Here is a 14,440-nt window from a genome sequence, read left to right on the forward strand (position 1 = left end):
CCTTCCGCCCGATCTCGCTGAAAAGGTGGATGGGCTCGACGCCTCCGGGTTGGCCGATACGGATTTCATCTGGGGCAGCCAGGGGGCGACCCGGTTGGATCTCGTGCCACTTCTGGCATGGGAAATGCTTGGCATGTCGGTTGAGCCCGTGTTCGGCATCAAGGGGCGGGGCGATGGCCGGCTGATGTTCGAACGTGGTGAGGCCAATATCGACTACCAGACCTCAGCCGCCTACTTGAAGGGTGTGGTGCCGCTGGTCGAGCAGGGCGATGCCGTGCCGATGATGACCTGGGGTGCATTGGATGGCGATGGCAACGTTGTCCGCGACCCGACATTTCCCGATGTGCCGTCCTTCAAGGAAGTCTGCGAAGCGACACCTGCCTGCGAGACGTCAGGCGAGGCCTGGGATGCTTGGAAGGCGTTCATGATCGCGGGCTTCCCGGCTCAGAAGATGGTGTTCCTGCCCAATGGTGCACCGCAGGAGGCGATCGATACGTATACCGTCGCATTCGACGCCGTACTGGCGCGGGAGGATTTTGCCGAACTGAGCGAGGCGACGCTCGGCATCTATCCGCAGATGACTGGCGAAGCGGCCAGGAAAACGCTGACGCTCGGGACTGTCGTGAACGACGACGCAAAGGCGTTCGTCCAGAACTGGCTCAAGGAACGCTACGGCGTCGAACTGAATTGATGGTACTGCCCGCTGCGACTGGCATCGTGGCGGGCAGAAACCGTTCACGAGAGAGATCCGTTCATGGAGCTTCTGTCGACCGCCCTTCCCGCGCTGGGCGACGCTTTCGGCTTGATCCTGCACCCGCAGCAATTGGCATTCCTCGTGCTGGGTGTTCTGTTGGGCTTGTCCGTCGGGGTCTTCCCCGGTCTCGGCGGCATTGCCGGCTTGTCGCTGGTGTTACCGTTCATGTTCGGCATGGAACCCGTCTCGGGGCTTGCGCTGATGGTCGGGCTGATCGCCGTGATCCCGACATCGGACACGTTTGCCTCCGTTCTCATGGGCATCCCGGGGTCTTCGGCAAGCCAGGCGACAGTGCTGGACGGCTTTCCACTGGCAAAGAAGGGCGAGGCGGCACGCGCGCTCTCGGCGGCATTTGTCTCCTCCCTTTTTGGCGGGTTGCTCGGTGCGAGCGTGCTCACGTTCTTCATTCTGATCGCGCGCCCGCTCGTTCTGGCGTTCGGTCTGCCAGAAATGCTGATGATCACCCTTTTGGGGCTGTCGATGGTGGCCATTCTGGCGGGACGGATTCCGCTCAAGGGCGTGGCAGCCGCCGGTCTGGGGCTCATGGTGGGAACGATTGGTGAGGCGGGTGCAGGGGGAAGCCTGCGCATGGCAACCTATGACATCCCCTACCTGATCGACGGGCTGTCACTGGTGGTCGTGGGCCTTGGCATTTTCGCGGTGCCTGAGATCGTCGCGCTCCTGCGTCGCGATCAAGCCATCTCCCGTAGCGGCGCGCTCGGCTCAGGTTGGGTTCACGGCATTCGGCACTGGTTGGCAAATATCTTCCTGTCCATTCGCTGTTCGATCATCGGTGTGATCGTAGGCGTCATTCCGGGGCTTGGCGGCTCGGTCGTGGACTGGATCGCTTATGGGCACACGGTGCAGTCGGCCAAGGACAAAACCGCCTTCGGCTCCGGCGACATCCGCGGCGTGATCGGCCCGGAAAGCTCGAACAACGCCAAGGAGGGCGGCGGGCTTGTACCCACGCTGATCTTCGGCATACCCGGCTCGGGTTCAATGGCGATTTTTCTGGGCGGGCTGGGGCTGGTTGGCTATGACGCCGGGCCACAAATGATCCGAAACGATCTGGATGTGACCTATACGATCGTGTGGTCGCTGGCGCTGGCGAACGTGGTCGGGGCGGGGCTGTGTATCCTGCTCTCGGGTCCGATTGCGCGGCTGACGACCATTCGCTTCACTCTTCTCGCGCCCTTCCTGTTCATGATGATCTCCTTTGCCGCGTTCCAGTCGCGCCAGTCGCTGGGTGATCTCGTGGCATTGGTCTGTGTCGGAGCGCTGGGGATCTTCCTGCGCCGTTTCGACTGGTCGCGGCCGGCTTTCCTGATCGGCTTCGTCCTGTCCTACCAGGCCGAGAATTTCACCAATATGGCAAATCAGGTGGCCGGCGCGAAATTCCGCAAGGGGATGGAGCAGGGGCTGGACTATGTCGCGTCGCCACTCGTGCTGGGGATCCTGGCGCTCACAATCGTGTCGGTCATCCTCGGTGTGCGGCAATCGAAACAGATCCTGCCCGAGGGCGACGTCGCGACGGGCAGAAAGCGTGCGCCCGTGGTGTTTCTGTTGCTGGTGACGGCCTACCTCGTCGTGGCCTGGGCCGACGCCATGTCCATCGGGTTAACGAGCGACAAGGTTTTTCCCGTGACGATCTCGTTCGTGACCATCCTGTGTTGCCTCGTACTTCTCTTCCGAATGATGCGCGCACCCGACTCCGATGCGATTTTTGCCGACCGGGAGACCGGCGAAGATGGAGACGCGCCACATGGCCTCTGGGCATCACTCGCCTGGTTGCTCTTCCTTCTCGGATTGTCGGCGCTGGTCGGGTTTATCCTGGCGTTGGTAGTGTTCTTCATCGCCTTCCTCCGAGTGCGGGCGGGTGTCAGTTGGACGCGTACCCTTCTGCTCACGGCGGCGGGGCTCGGCTTTCTCTGCTCGATGGCCGGTATCTTGCACCGGGATTTTCCGCCCGGTCTGCTGCAAGAATTCGTCCGGCTTCCCTGGCCATTCACCTAAGGAGAGACCATGAGTCAGACTGCCATTCCCTATTGGTTCCTCCGCGGTGGCACCTCTCGCGGTCCGTATTTCCGGCGGCGGGATCTGCCGGACGATCGCGACACGCTGGCCAAGGTGCTGGTCTCTGTCATCGGTGCTGGAAATCCGCTCAACATCGACGGGATCGGCGGCGGCAATGCGGTGACGACCAAGGTTGCCATACTGAGCCGGTCGACGGACGCGGAGGCGGATGTCGATTACTTCTTCGCGCAGGTCGCGGTCGAGGAGGCCTTGGTCGATTTCGGACCGACCTGCGGCAACATCCTCGTCGGCGTCGGTCCGGCAGCCATCGAGATGGGGCTGGTGGAGGCGCGCGACGGAAAGACGCCCGTGCGCATCCGGGCGGTCAATACCGGGGCTCTGATCGAGGCGATCGTGGAGACGCCGGAACGGCGGGTAACCTATGAGGGGAACATCGCAGTTGATGGCGTGCCCGGACGGGCGGCCCCGATTACGCTCAACTTCCTTGGCGTCGTCGGGTCAAAAACGGGTGCGATGCTGCCCACTGGGAACCTGAAAGAAACCATCAACGGAATCGACGTCACCTGCATGGACGTGGCGATGCCCATGGTCATCGCGCGTGCGGAGGACTTCGGGGTCACCGGCGGCGAGAGCCAGGTCGAACTGGACGGAAACGGGCCTCTGTTCGAAAAAATGGAGCCGCTCCGGCGCGAAGCCGGCCGACGCATGGGGCTTGGGGAGGTCTCTAAATCGGTGACCCCGAAGATCGGTCTGATCTCGAAACCGGTCGCGGGCGGACATTTCCGCGCGCGCTATTTCATGCCCTGGGCGTGCCACCCGACGTTGGCAATCACCGGCTCGCAATGTCTTGCCGCCTGTGCCCTGTGCCCGGGCACGGTCGCCGAGGGCATAGCGGAGCCTATCGCCCGGTCGCCGGCCGTCGTTCGGATCGAGAATCCGGTTGGAATGACCGAGGTGACTGTCGACTACCGCTGCGTTGGAGGCGCGCTCGACTTTCGTTCGGCAGGGGTCATTCGCACTGCCCGGCTCATTGCGCGCGGCGAAGTGTTTGTGCCGGATGCCGCGCTGGCACGCGAACCGGGTTCCGGAGGTCTCGCATGAGTATTCCCCAACACGGTGGCCTTCGCGTGTATGACATGCTGGCGAGAGCCTTCCGCCAGGAAGGCGTGGACACTTGTTTTGCGCTTCTTGGCGATGCGAACATGCACTGGGGCACCCGTCTGGCGGAGACTGGATGCCGAATGATCTATGTCCGGCACGAGCATTGTGCCGTGGTCTCGGCGATGGCTTATGCGCGCAAGACGGGCGGCGTTGGCGTTGCGACCGTCACCTGCGGGCCGGGTCTCACGCAGTTGATGACAGCCCTGCCTGCGGCCGTCCGGGCTAGTCTGCCTCTTGTCGTCTTTGCCGGCGAGGCACCGCTCGGCGCCGGCTGGTACAATCAAGCCATCGACCAGGGGCCGCTGGTCACGGCAACGGGCGCGGCCTATCACACGTTGCATCACCCGCCGCGAATGCCGGTTGCCGTTCGCGACGCCTTTCTTCAGGCACGGCAGGAACGGCGCCCGATCGTTCTCGGTGTTCCCTTCGATTTGCAGGCGCTGCCATGGACCGGCCCGATGGATTTGCCGGCCCCGTCCGGGACCCTGCTTCCTGCGGTAGCCCCGATGGCGGCAAACCCGGATGACGTGACGCGTGCCGCCGACGTGATCCAAGGTGCCGGGCGGGTCGTCGTCATGGCGGGCATGGGCGCCGTCGAGGCGGGCGCCGGCCCCGCCTGTAAGGCACTTGCCGAACAATGTGATGGGTTGCTTGCGACGACCCTGCCAGCGCGCGGTCTCTTTTGCGACGATCCGTTCTCGCTCGGCGTTGCGGGCGGGTTCTCCTCCGAAATTGCCCGGGAATGCCTGGCCGATGCTGATCTGGTAATTGCCGTCGGCTGTTCGCTGGCGAGGCACAATTCCGACAACGGGAACCTGTGGTCGAAAGCACGCCTCCTGCAGGTGGATGTTTCGCCCGTTTCGGTCAGCCAGGGACGGATCGCGGCGGACGCGCATCTGCGAGCGGATGCTCGCCTCGGCGTGGAGGCCTTGATTGAACGCGTCCCGCATCGTCCTCCAAAGTGGCGCACGGTCCACCTTCGCGACCGCATCGCGACCCAACCGCCCGACAGTCACCCGTTCGAGATCGAACCTGACCGGCATGACCCGCGCGCCGTGGTTGCCGCGCTCGAATCCAGCCTTCCCATGGATTGGGAACTGGTCAATTCCTCCGGCCACTGCTCGTTTTTCTTCGCCCACATGCCATCGCGGCCCAATGACCGGTTCCTGACGATCCGTGAGTTTGGCGCCATCGGGAATGGTATTTCCTTTGCCATGGGCGTTGCGGCGGCGCGTCCGGACCGACCGGTTGTCCTGTTTGATGGCGATGGCAGCCTGTTGATGCACGTGCAGGAACTGGAGACGATCAGGCGGCATGGCCTGAAGATACTGATCGTGGTGATGAATGACGGCGCATATGGGTCGGAAATCCACAAGCTGCGCGCCGAGGGGCTGAGCGATTCCGGAGCCGTCTTCGGCCACACTGACCTTGCATCTATCTCACGAGGCTTCGGAGTCGTCGGAGAGACGCTCCACGATCTCGCTCAAATTCCCCGATTGCAGGAGACCTTTCGAACGGAGGAAGGCGCGGCGGTCTGGGACATCCCGGTGTCGGATCGCGTCGTTTCGCCCGTCATTCGTCGCGCCCATCCGCAACTTGTCCAACCCAAGAGCACGAGGTGAATTCGGTGCCAACGGCGCCCACGAGAGTTGAATCAATCGGAAACAAGGCTCCGGCCGATCATTTCGAGCATCCGCTGGCCCGGCCCCGAAACCGGCATGCCCCGGCGGGTCAGGACGCCGAGGGTGCGCGTCATCTCGACGTCGCTGAATCGTCGAGTGACAAGCGTGTCCCACGCCAGCCTGGCCGTAATCTCGGGCAAGATCGTCAGCGCCGCGCCCGCGGCCACAAGGCTCATGGCCATCGCGGGGTTCTGCACCTCGTAGCGCCAGTCTATCTCGTCCCGAACGTCGCCAAGCGAACGATCGACCAATTGCCGGTTGGCGGATTGGGTGGAAATCCTTGCGAAGGTCTGCCCTGCAAGGTCCCGGCGGGTGACACTGGCTTTCCGAGCCAGAGGGTGCTTGTGCGGAATGAGCAGAACATACCGCTCCCGGCAAAGCACCTCTATGTGCAGGTCGCTTCGCTGGGCAGCGATCAACGAGATTCCGAACTCGACCTCCCCTTCTTCGACGAGGTTGTAGATCCCGGAAATGGGTTGATCATGGAGTTTGACCGCGATTTCCGGAAACTCCGCCGAGAATTGCGGAAGAATCGCAGGGAGATGCGAGTAGGCGACCGTCGGAACACAGGCGAAGGACAACAACTTCTGTTGCGCCCGACCTCTGTTGCGCAGGGATTCGTAGGCGTCGGACAACCGGCTCAGATCCCGCCGCACCTGCGGCAGAAGATCCTGTGCGTCCCTGGTCAGCGACAATTCGCGGGTTGTCCGGACAAGAAGCTGGACGCCAAGATTCGCTTCCAGTTTCCGGATGCGATGACTGAGGGCCGTTTGGGTCAGGTTGAGATAGGTCGCCGCGTTCTTGAAACTGCCGAGTTCGGCGATTGCCACGAAGGCTTCGAGCCCAAGGTAGTCGGTTCGCAATTCGAGATCTCCCACGGCGGATATTGGTATGAACGTAATTCACGAATGGGATGTATACATGATTTTCGATCATGTTGCTATTGCTCCATCGGTGCTATCGGGAAAACGCCTTCAACGCGTAATGTTGATCCGCCAGTGAGCCTCCCTCGCCAAAGGACGCTGCAATGACCCTCCGAACCATACTCGTTGGCTATAATGGCACGCTCGCATCCCGGAACGCCCTTACATGCGCCGCGTATCTCGCCAAGCGGCACGCGGCGCATATCAAGGTTCTTCTCGCCCATGCGGCGAATGAAGACTACGCGTTCGAGGGCCGCTGGATACCGGAGACCGCACGCAACATCATCCGGCGGGCCAACGCCGAGACCATCGCGCAGATTGAAACCGCCTATGCCGCGCAGGTGACTGAATTGGACCTCGGGGACAGGGTCACGTTTCAGGCCGTGCAGGGGAAGGTCGATGACGTTCTGTGCAGGATGTCTCGGGCACATGACCTCCTTGTTCTTGGGGAACCTCTGGGCGAGGGGGTTGATCCACATGTGCAATTGCATCCCGACCAGATTGCTTTGCGCAGCGGGCGGCCGATCCTGATCGTTCCGGGAAGTGCCGAGTCATTTTTCCGAAACGGGAATGCGGCCGTCACCTGGGACGGAAAACGCGCCGCTGCACGCGCGCTGTCGGATGCGATCCAGATCCTCGGGATCGGATACCGAGTGACCCTGCTCACGGGCGGCGGCGCTGAATTGCCCGTGTCGACAGCGGAAACGCTTTCATTTCTTGCGCGCCACGGTCTGGAGGGAGATCACATCCACCTTCCGGGAGAGGCTGGCATCGCCTCCGAAATCCTTGGCTGGTGCGACGCGCACAGGCCAGACCTGTTGGTCATGGGTGCCTATGAACATTCGAAGTTCCGCGTGGAACTGGTCGGCGGGGTGACATCGGCCGTGATCGGTTCGGCACGACTGCCTGTGCTGATGTCGCATTGATCGAAGGGATTGAGAGAATGAAGGTTCACATTCTGGACGACTGGTTCGACACGCTTCGCGGGCTGTCGTGTTTTTCGAAGCTCGACCGGCACGATGTCACGGTCTGGACGGATCATATTTCCGATCCGGCCATTCTGGCCGAGCGGCTGCAGGAGGCCGAGGCGCTGGTTCTGTTTCGGGAACGTACCGCGATATCCGCGGAACTTCTGGAGCGCCTGCCCAATCTCAAGTTGATCAGTCAGCGAAGCGCGTATCCCCATATCGATGTGCCGGCCTGCACGCGAAACGGTGTCCTGGTCTGTTCGAACATGAAGGCCGACGGACCCAATTTCGCGGCGGCGGAACTGACTCTTGCGCTGATACTGGCAAGCTTCCGGCAGCTCCCACAACAGGTCCAGTCCCTTAAGTCCGGCAACTGGATGTCCGGCGTTGGACGCAGTCTGAGGGGCCGGACAATCGGCCTGTACGGCTATGGGCGAATTGCCCGGGCAGTCGCCGGATATGCCGATTCACTCGGCATGCGCGTGATCTGGTGGGCGTCAAAAGACGGGCGGGCGCAGGCGCGGGCCGATGGTGCCAGCGTCGCGGCGAACCGGGAGGCTTTCTTTGCCGAACCCGATATCGTGAGCCTGCATCTGAGACTCAAGCCGGGGACCCGGGGCATTGTCACCGCGGAGGATCTCGCCCGGATGCGGCCGGATGCATTGTTGGTCAATACATCGCGGTCAGGGTTGATGGGGCCGGGCGTTCTGGAAAAGGCGCTTGAGCTTGGCCGGCCTGGGTTTGCTGCGATTGATGTCTTCGATGAGGAACCGCTGCTCGATCCGTCCCATCCCCTCCTGAACCGATCCAACGTGCTGGCAACACCCCACATCGGTTATGTCACAGAGGACGAATTCGAGGTCCAGTTCTCCGATATTTTCGACCAGGTGGAGGCATTCGCGTCCGGTGAACCGATCAACGTGATCAACCCGGAGACCATTGATCGATGAGGGCGTGTCGCGGCCTGTCCGGTCATGGGCATGGGGGCTAACCCCATGGTCCGAAACGCTTACGAGACGAAGGCGAAGGGCAATCCTGGCTGGCGGGGTGAAGCGGTTAGGCAAGCTGAGGGAACGGACACTCTGGCAGCGCCGACCCTGCTGCACGTGCGCATATCAGGTTTTCTTATACACGCATTGATATTTCGTTTTTCGCCGAAGCCGCCGACGTGAACTACCGTCGCAACCGACGGAAACGGAGCAACCGCTACGAACATGGCGCAACGGGCAGGGCATATCGTTTGCATCACCAAGAACGGGACCAACCCTGCCTATGAGGGCGCCCGGATCGGTGCTCGCAGGGTGGCTGCGGCGGCGGGCTACGGGATGACATCGCTCTATCCGACCCAGCCGGACGACGCCGTGGAACAATCGGCGCTGCTGGCCGAGGCGCTACGAATGAACCCGGATGCGATCATGCTTGCAGCGGCGGATCCCGCGGCTCTGGACCCGGTGCTTGCCGATGTGCAGGAAGCCGGGCTGCCGGTGATTTCCTTCGTCAGTCGGTCAGCGGCGATCGCGCCTGCCTGTTTCGTGACCTCCGATAATGGCGCGCTGGCGGAGACGATTGGTGCGCATCTCATAGCCGAGATCGGAGGCGAAGGCCGTGTCGCGATCATTGAGGGCAATCCTGCCTCCGAAACCAGTGCGCCGCGCACGGAGGGGTTTCTGAAGGCCATTTCCGCCGCACCGGGCATCGAGCTCGCGGCGCAGGCGGTGGGCTATTACCAGCGCGCCGACGCGGAAGCGGCAATGGAAAAGATCCTTGCCAACCAAGCGCATCTGGATGGCGCGATGGTTGCGAATGATTTCATGGCGCTTGGCGTCATTGAAGCAATCCGAAGGGCTGGCAGGTCCATGCCTGTGGTGAGTGTCAATGCGATGCCTCAAGCGATTTCGGCACTGTTGTCGGGGGCGCTTCTGGCGACTGCCGCCTTCGACGCGATGAAGATCGCCTGCGCCGGGACGTTGGCGACAATCCGGTTGCTCGAGGGAAAACAGATCCCGCGCGAGATCATTCTGCCGGTTGAAATCGTCACCGCGGAGAACTGCGCGGACTGGAACCGGGACTACAACGACCGCCCACTACCGACCTGGGAGGAGGTCGCCACGGGTTGAAGGACAAGAACGGAACACGAAAGGGGAGGACAAGACCATGAAATTTCGTAGAAAGCTCGCAGCCGGAGCGATGGCGCTCGTGATGGCGACAGCGGCCCAAGCACAGGATACACGCGATTTCCTGATCTCGACGGCTGGGACGGGCGGTTCATTCTACCCGGTCGGCGTCGGCATCGCGACACTGGTAAAGCTCAAGCTCGGCACCCGTCCGGAAAACAAGATCAACCTCTCCGCGCTGACCTCGCAGGGCTCGTATGACAACGTCAACATCCTGTCCGACGGACGGGCGGACTTCGGTATCATCCAGTCGCTGATGACCGATTTCGGCTATCATGGGACCGGCGACTTCGAAGGTACGCCCAAGGAGAACCTACGCGCGGTCTCGGCGCTGATGTTCAACACCAACCAGTTCATCACCTTCAACGAGAACGCTCCGACCGGCTCGATCAGTGATATCCTTGCCATGGAAGGCGACAAGGTCGTGCTGGGGGCGAAGAATTCCGGCGGGCTGCTGGAATACCGTATGTTCATCCAGAAGCTCGGCGCGCCCGTGGGCGAGGGCTTCTTCGAGGAAAGCTACATGGGTTTCCGCCAGCGGGCAGAGGCGCTCATCAATGGCAATCTCGACGGGATCAACCTGACCTCGGGTGTGCCCAATTCCTCGGTCACGCTGGCGCTGTCGAGCCTGGAGGGCAAGGTCAAGCTGCTCGGATTCACACCCGAGGAGATCGCGAAGGTCACCGATGGCACGGTCTGGGGTCCCTACACGATTCCGGCGGGAACCTATCCGGGACAGGGTGAGGACGTGGCGACGGTCGCGCAACCGAACCTGCTGGTCGCCGGTGCCGATGTGCCGGAAGACGTGGTCTATGAAGTTGTGAAGACCATGTATGAGAACCTGCCGTTCCTGCGCAGCGTGCATGGCTCCCTCAACGATCTGAACACGGAGAACGCCCTGAAGGGGATCACCGTTCCGCTGCATCCGGGAGCCATCCGATACTATGAGGAAATCGGCATCGAGGTGCCGGACGCCATGAAACCAGCCTGATACGGGGCGGGCAGAGCCGGTGGCGACAGTGAAACGGACAATAGCACCCGGCGGCGGGGAGGGCGCGACATCTGGCACTCCCCGCGCGCTCGCAGGTTTCACGGCCGGCGCGGCACTGGTGACCGCCGCCGTCCATCTCTACTACAACTCAATCGGGTTGATCTCTGAGCTGAGCTTCGCGGCGCTGCATTTCGGGTTCTTTGGCCTGATCTGTGCGCTGATCTACCCGATCCACCCGGCGCGCGAACACAGCCGGCTTCTGTTCGCGCTGGACGCGGTGCTCGGCATCGCGGCGCTCGGGTGCGGGTTGTATTTCCTCGTCGCGGAGGATGCCTACTGGGCGCGTGGCGGGAAGATGGAGGGGGCGGACATCTACGTCGCACTGCTCTCGATCCTTCTCGCGCTCGAACTGCTCCGGCGCGTGATGGGCATCTTCATTCCCATTCTGATCCTCGTGGCGCTGAGCTATGCCGCTTTCTGGGGCCAACACATTTCAGGCGTCTTCCGTTTTCCCGGTATCTCTGTCGAGGAGTTGATCGCGCGATCCTATTTCGTCGATCTCGGGCTCTTCGGCGACATTGCCCAGATCTCGATGACCTATGTTTTCATGTTCGTGCTCTTCGGCAGTTTCCTCGTCAAATCCGGCGCCTCGGAATTCATCATCGATCTGTCGCGCGCGCTGGCCCGGCGCGCCATCGGCGGGTCGGGGATCGTTGCCGTTCTTGGCTCGGCAATGATGGGCTCGATCTCGGGCGCGGCAGTTGCAAACATCGCGACAACCGGTGTCGTGACAATCCCGCTGATGAAACGCTCTGGCTACCGGCCGACCTTCGCCGCCGCGGTCGAAACCGCCGCCTCCACCGGGGGCCCGCTGCTGCCGCCGATCATGGGCGCGGGCGCCTTCGTCATGGCCAGCTACACGCAGATTTCATATCTCACCATCGCCGCGATGGCCCTGCTGCCGGCGATCCTCTACTTTCTGTCAGTGATCTACCTGATCCGGATGCAGGCGCTGAAAGACGGGCTGGTGGATTTCGAAGACGAGGATGCGCGCCCGATCCTCGCCGTGCTGCGCGAGGGCGGGCTGACGCTCGCCCCCGTCGTCATGCTGATCGTGCTTCTCGTGGTGGGCTATACAGCCACCTATGCCGCTGCGGGCGCGATCATTGCGACCATTGCCTTCTCCTGGCTGACGCCGAACCGGATGGGGCTGCGCGCGGTGATGGACGCCACCATCACCGGGGTCCGGAACGCCACGCCGACCGCCATCCTTCTGATCTCCATCGGCCTGCTGGTGGGCGTTCTCGGCACGACGGGTTTTGGGCCGACCTTCTCGCTGATGATCATCGACTGGTCGGGAGGAAACCTGCTGCTGATGCTCCTCCTGATCACAATGGTTTCGCTCCTGCTCGGCATGGGGCTTCCGGTGACGGCGGCCTATATCGTGCTGGCGACGATCTCCGCGCCGTCGCTGGCGGATCTGATCACCACTTCGAACATGGTCGAGGCGCTGACGAGCGGCGCCGTGCCCGAGAGCGTGACGATGATGCTTACGCTGGTCGATCCCGAGATCGGGACGAAGATCGCCGCAGGGCTCGGCCCGGCCGAGGCGCGGGAACTGCTCGCCAGCCTGCCGGTGGAGTTGCGCGCGGCATTGCGGCCGGAGATGCTGGACCAGGAGGTGATTCTGGCCTCGCTGCTCGCGGCGCATATGATCATCTTCTGGGTTTCGCAGGACAGCAACGTGACGCCGCCGGTCTGCCTGCCAGCCTTCGTGGCGGCGGCAATCGCCCATAGCCCGCCAATGGCAACGGGGTTCGCCGCCTTCCGGCTCTGTAAGGCGCTCTACATCATCCCTCTGCTCTTCGCCTTCACGCCAATCTTGAGCGGGGACTGGGGCGAGATGCTGACAGTCTTCGTACCGGCGGTCTTTGGCCTGCACGCGTTGAGCGCGGCGATGATGGGTATGTTGGAAAGGCCGCTGGGCCCGTTCGGGCGGCTGGTGGCAGTAGGATTCGGGGTTGTGTTGCTTTGGCCGCTCGCCGCTATTCTGAAGCTGCCCGTGCTACTGGCCTATGTCGTTTGGGTCGGACAGGATTGGCGTTTGCGGCGCGCATCGACAGGACTTCCGCGTCAACCATCGCCAAGCGCGGTGGAAACGTGAACACGGACATCGCGACCTCGAAATGGTGGCGCGACACCCGGCGCCGAACAGGGCTCTCGTCGGTCCTATTCACCGCGGCTGCCTGTTTTGCCACTGTCGGCGCGCTGTTGGGGCTGCACAGCATCTTGTCGCTGGCCGCGGCAGCATTAATCGGTTTCGTCTTTCTTGAGTTCCCGCGCATTCCCCGTGTTCAGAAGATTGCGGCACTCATCCTGCTGGCTCTGGCCGCTGTGCTTGCGGGCATTTCGCGTCCTGGCGAGGTCGCGACGATCCTGTTTGCCGGTGTCCTGAAGACGTTGCCCTTCCTGCTTGTCTTCGCCGCGGTTGGTTGGCTGCGCGCTGCAGCGTCGGAGAGTCCCTCCGTCACAGCGTTGCGAGCCGGACTTGCAAACCTCGGGGCGGGGCGCCGGTTCGCGGCATTCTCGTTGAGCGCACATGCGATGGGCGCCGGTTTCAACCTTGCTGGCGTTGGTCTGCTGGCACCGATGCTGGACGATGCGCGGGACGGTCCGTGGGACGCCATGCGGCTCAGATGCGCGATCATGTGGGGCTTTGCGGCAGCAACTTGCTGGTCTCCGTTCTTTGTCGGCACCGCGGCGGTGCTGGCGACGATGCCCTCGCTCCAGTGGCGCCATGTGCTGCCTTACGGCATCGTCCTGGCCGTGGGCTTCCTCGCCTACGCAATTGCCTACGACCGTTTCATGCGGCGCCGCACCGACGTCCGTGCCCCACCCCCTGTTATTTCTCGGCCACTGGCAGTGCCGGCATCGCGGTTGCTCGCGGCCATCGCCGTTCTCTTCGCGATCACACTGGCGCTGGTCGAAGGCGTCGGGTTGGCGTTGACTACCGCCATCGCGCTGGCCGGGCCGGCTTTCGCGCTCTGCTGGCTTCTGCTCGTTCACGGCACGTCCGGGCGGGCAAAGATCGGAAAGATCGCCGGCAACGTCATCCTCGGCTACCCGGGGATGCGTACTGAGACGACTCTCTTCGTCGCGGCAAATGTCTTCGGCGCTGCAATTTCCGCGTCGCTACCGGTCGGGGGATTGACCGCGGACGGCATTGCGGCCCCGCCAATGGGTGACTTCGGCAATACCCTGCTCGCGATCTGGCTTTATCTGGCGATCTGTGCCCTCGGTTTCCATCCAATCGTTTTGCTGGTGGTCTTTACCACAATGGTCGATCCGGCGTCGCTTGGCGTGCCCCTGCCGGTGCTCGGCGCGACGATGATGACGCTTTGGGGCATGGGCACTTCCGTCTCGCCGCTCTCGGGGACCACATTGTTCCTCTCCCAGATGTCCCAAGCGTCCTCCTTTACCATCGCCTGGCGCTGGAACGGGGTCTTCTTCCTTTCGGCTGCCATCTGGCCAGCGGCGGTTCTGGCGATTGCGTCGTGACGGGCGGGGAACGCGTGCGGTTCGCAGAGAACGCTTGTCAAAACCAGGTGTTTCCTGGCTTGGGCAGGGAGTGAGGGATGCCAGAAGTCCAGAGGGTTGTCGTGAGCCGACACAGGAAGGACGGCAATCAGCGCATGCTGGCAGAGATCCGGAACGGGGCAGTCAGCCCGCGCGCAGGAGAAGATCGCCGAACAT

The 14,440-nt window shown here is 62.6% G+C and carries 11 protein-coding genes; 10 read left to right on the top strand and 1 reads right to left on the bottom strand.

The window, feature by feature from the left end; genetic code table 11:
* The first annotated feature begins 25 nt into the window (after nucleotides 1-25).
* The 4 genes from ARC39_RS26320 to ARC39_RS23490 all read left to right on the top strand — a co-directional run bounded on the left by ARC39_RS26320 (nucleotide 26) and on the right by ARC39_RS23490 (nucleotide 5,571).
* Entirely contained in the window at nucleotides 26-691 is a 666-nt protein-coding gene (locus tag ARC39_RS26320; protein ID WP_236545369.1) for a type 2 periplasmic-binding domain-containing protein, read from the top strand.
* Nucleotides 692-754: 63 nt separating this feature from the next.
* The gene (locus ARC39_RS23480) at nucleotides 755-2,767 is read left to right on the top strand and encodes a tripartite tricarboxylate transporter permease (protein ID WP_068118730.1); all 2,013 of its coding nucleotides are present in this window, start codon (nucleotides 755-757) and stop codon (nucleotides 2,765-2,767) included.
* 9 nt (nucleotides 2,768-2,776) lie between these two features.
* Nucleotides 2,777-3,889, top strand: a complete 1,113-nt coding sequence (locus ARC39_RS23485) for a 4-oxalomesaconate tautomerase (protein WP_068118732.1) — start codon at nucleotides 2,777-2,779, stop codon at nucleotides 3,887-3,889.
* Nucleotides 3,886-5,571 carry a thiamine pyrophosphate-binding protein gene (locus ARC39_RS23490; protein WP_068118733.1) on the top strand — a complete coding sequence of 562 codons (1,686 nt, stop codon included), beginning with the start codon at nucleotides 3,886-3,888 and terminating at the stop codon, nucleotides 5,569-5,571. The genes ARC39_RS23485 and ARC39_RS23490 overlap by 4 nt, the downstream gene beginning before the upstream one ends.
* Nucleotides 5,572-5,603: 32 nt before the next feature.
* Here ARC39_RS23490 and ARC39_RS23495 read toward each other — a convergent pair whose 3' ends face one another.
* Nucleotides 5,604-6,494, bottom strand: coding sequence for a LysR family transcriptional regulator (locus tag ARC39_RS23495; RefSeq protein WP_068118735.1), 891 nt, complete (start codon nucleotides 6,492-6,494; stop codon nucleotides 5,604-5,606).
* A 164-nt stretch (nucleotides 6,495-6,658) separates the two neighbouring features.
* Between ARC39_RS23495 and ARC39_RS23500 the strand changes: the two genes are divergently transcribed.
* The 6 genes from ARC39_RS23500 to ARC39_RS23525 all read left to right on the top strand — a co-directional run bounded on the left by ARC39_RS23500 (nucleotide 6,659) and on the right by ARC39_RS23525 (nucleotide 14,245).
* Nucleotides 6,659-7,480 carry a universal stress protein gene (locus ARC39_RS23500; RefSeq protein WP_068118737.1) on the top strand — a complete coding sequence of 274 codons (822 nt, stop codon included), beginning with the start codon at nucleotides 6,659-6,661 and terminating at the stop codon, nucleotides 7,478-7,480.
* Nucleotides 7,481-7,497: 17 nt separating this feature from the next.
* On the top strand, nucleotides 7,498-8,472 hold the full coding sequence (locus ARC39_RS23505) for a D-2-hydroxyacid dehydrogenase family protein (protein WP_068118741.1): 975 nt from the start codon (nucleotides 7,498-7,500) through the stop codon (nucleotides 8,470-8,472).
* 264 nt (nucleotides 8,473-8,736) lie between these two features.
* A complete protein-coding gene (locus ARC39_RS23510; RefSeq protein WP_068118744.1) occupies nucleotides 8,737-9,639 on the top strand; it encodes a sugar ABC transporter substrate-binding protein in 903 nt (300 codons plus the stop codon).
* 37 nt (nucleotides 9,640-9,676) lie between these two features.
* A complete protein-coding gene (locus ARC39_RS23515; RefSeq protein WP_078059447.1) occupies nucleotides 9,677-10,687 on the top strand; it encodes a TAXI family TRAP transporter solute-binding subunit in 1,011 nt (336 codons plus the stop codon).
* Between the two features lie 28 nt (nucleotides 10,688-10,715).
* Nucleotides 10,716-12,851 (top strand): TRAP transporter permease, encoded by a 2,136-nt coding sequence (locus ARC39_RS23520; RefSeq protein WP_161471007.1) that lies wholly within the window; start codon nucleotides 10,716-10,718, stop codon nucleotides 12,849-12,851.
* Nucleotides 12,848-14,245, top strand: coding sequence for a hypothetical protein (locus ARC39_RS23525; protein WP_068118749.1), 1,398 nt, complete (start codon nucleotides 12,848-12,850; stop codon nucleotides 14,243-14,245). Before ARC39_RS23520 ends, ARC39_RS23525 begins: the two co-directional genes overlap by 4 nt.
* The last annotated feature ends 195 nt before the right edge of the window (nucleotides 14,246-14,440 follow it).

This window comes from Tropicimonas marinistellae (assembly GCF_001509585.1).
Lineage (GTDB): Bacteria > Pseudomonadota > Alphaproteobacteria > Rhodobacterales > Rhodobacteraceae > Tropicimonas > Tropicimonas marinistellae.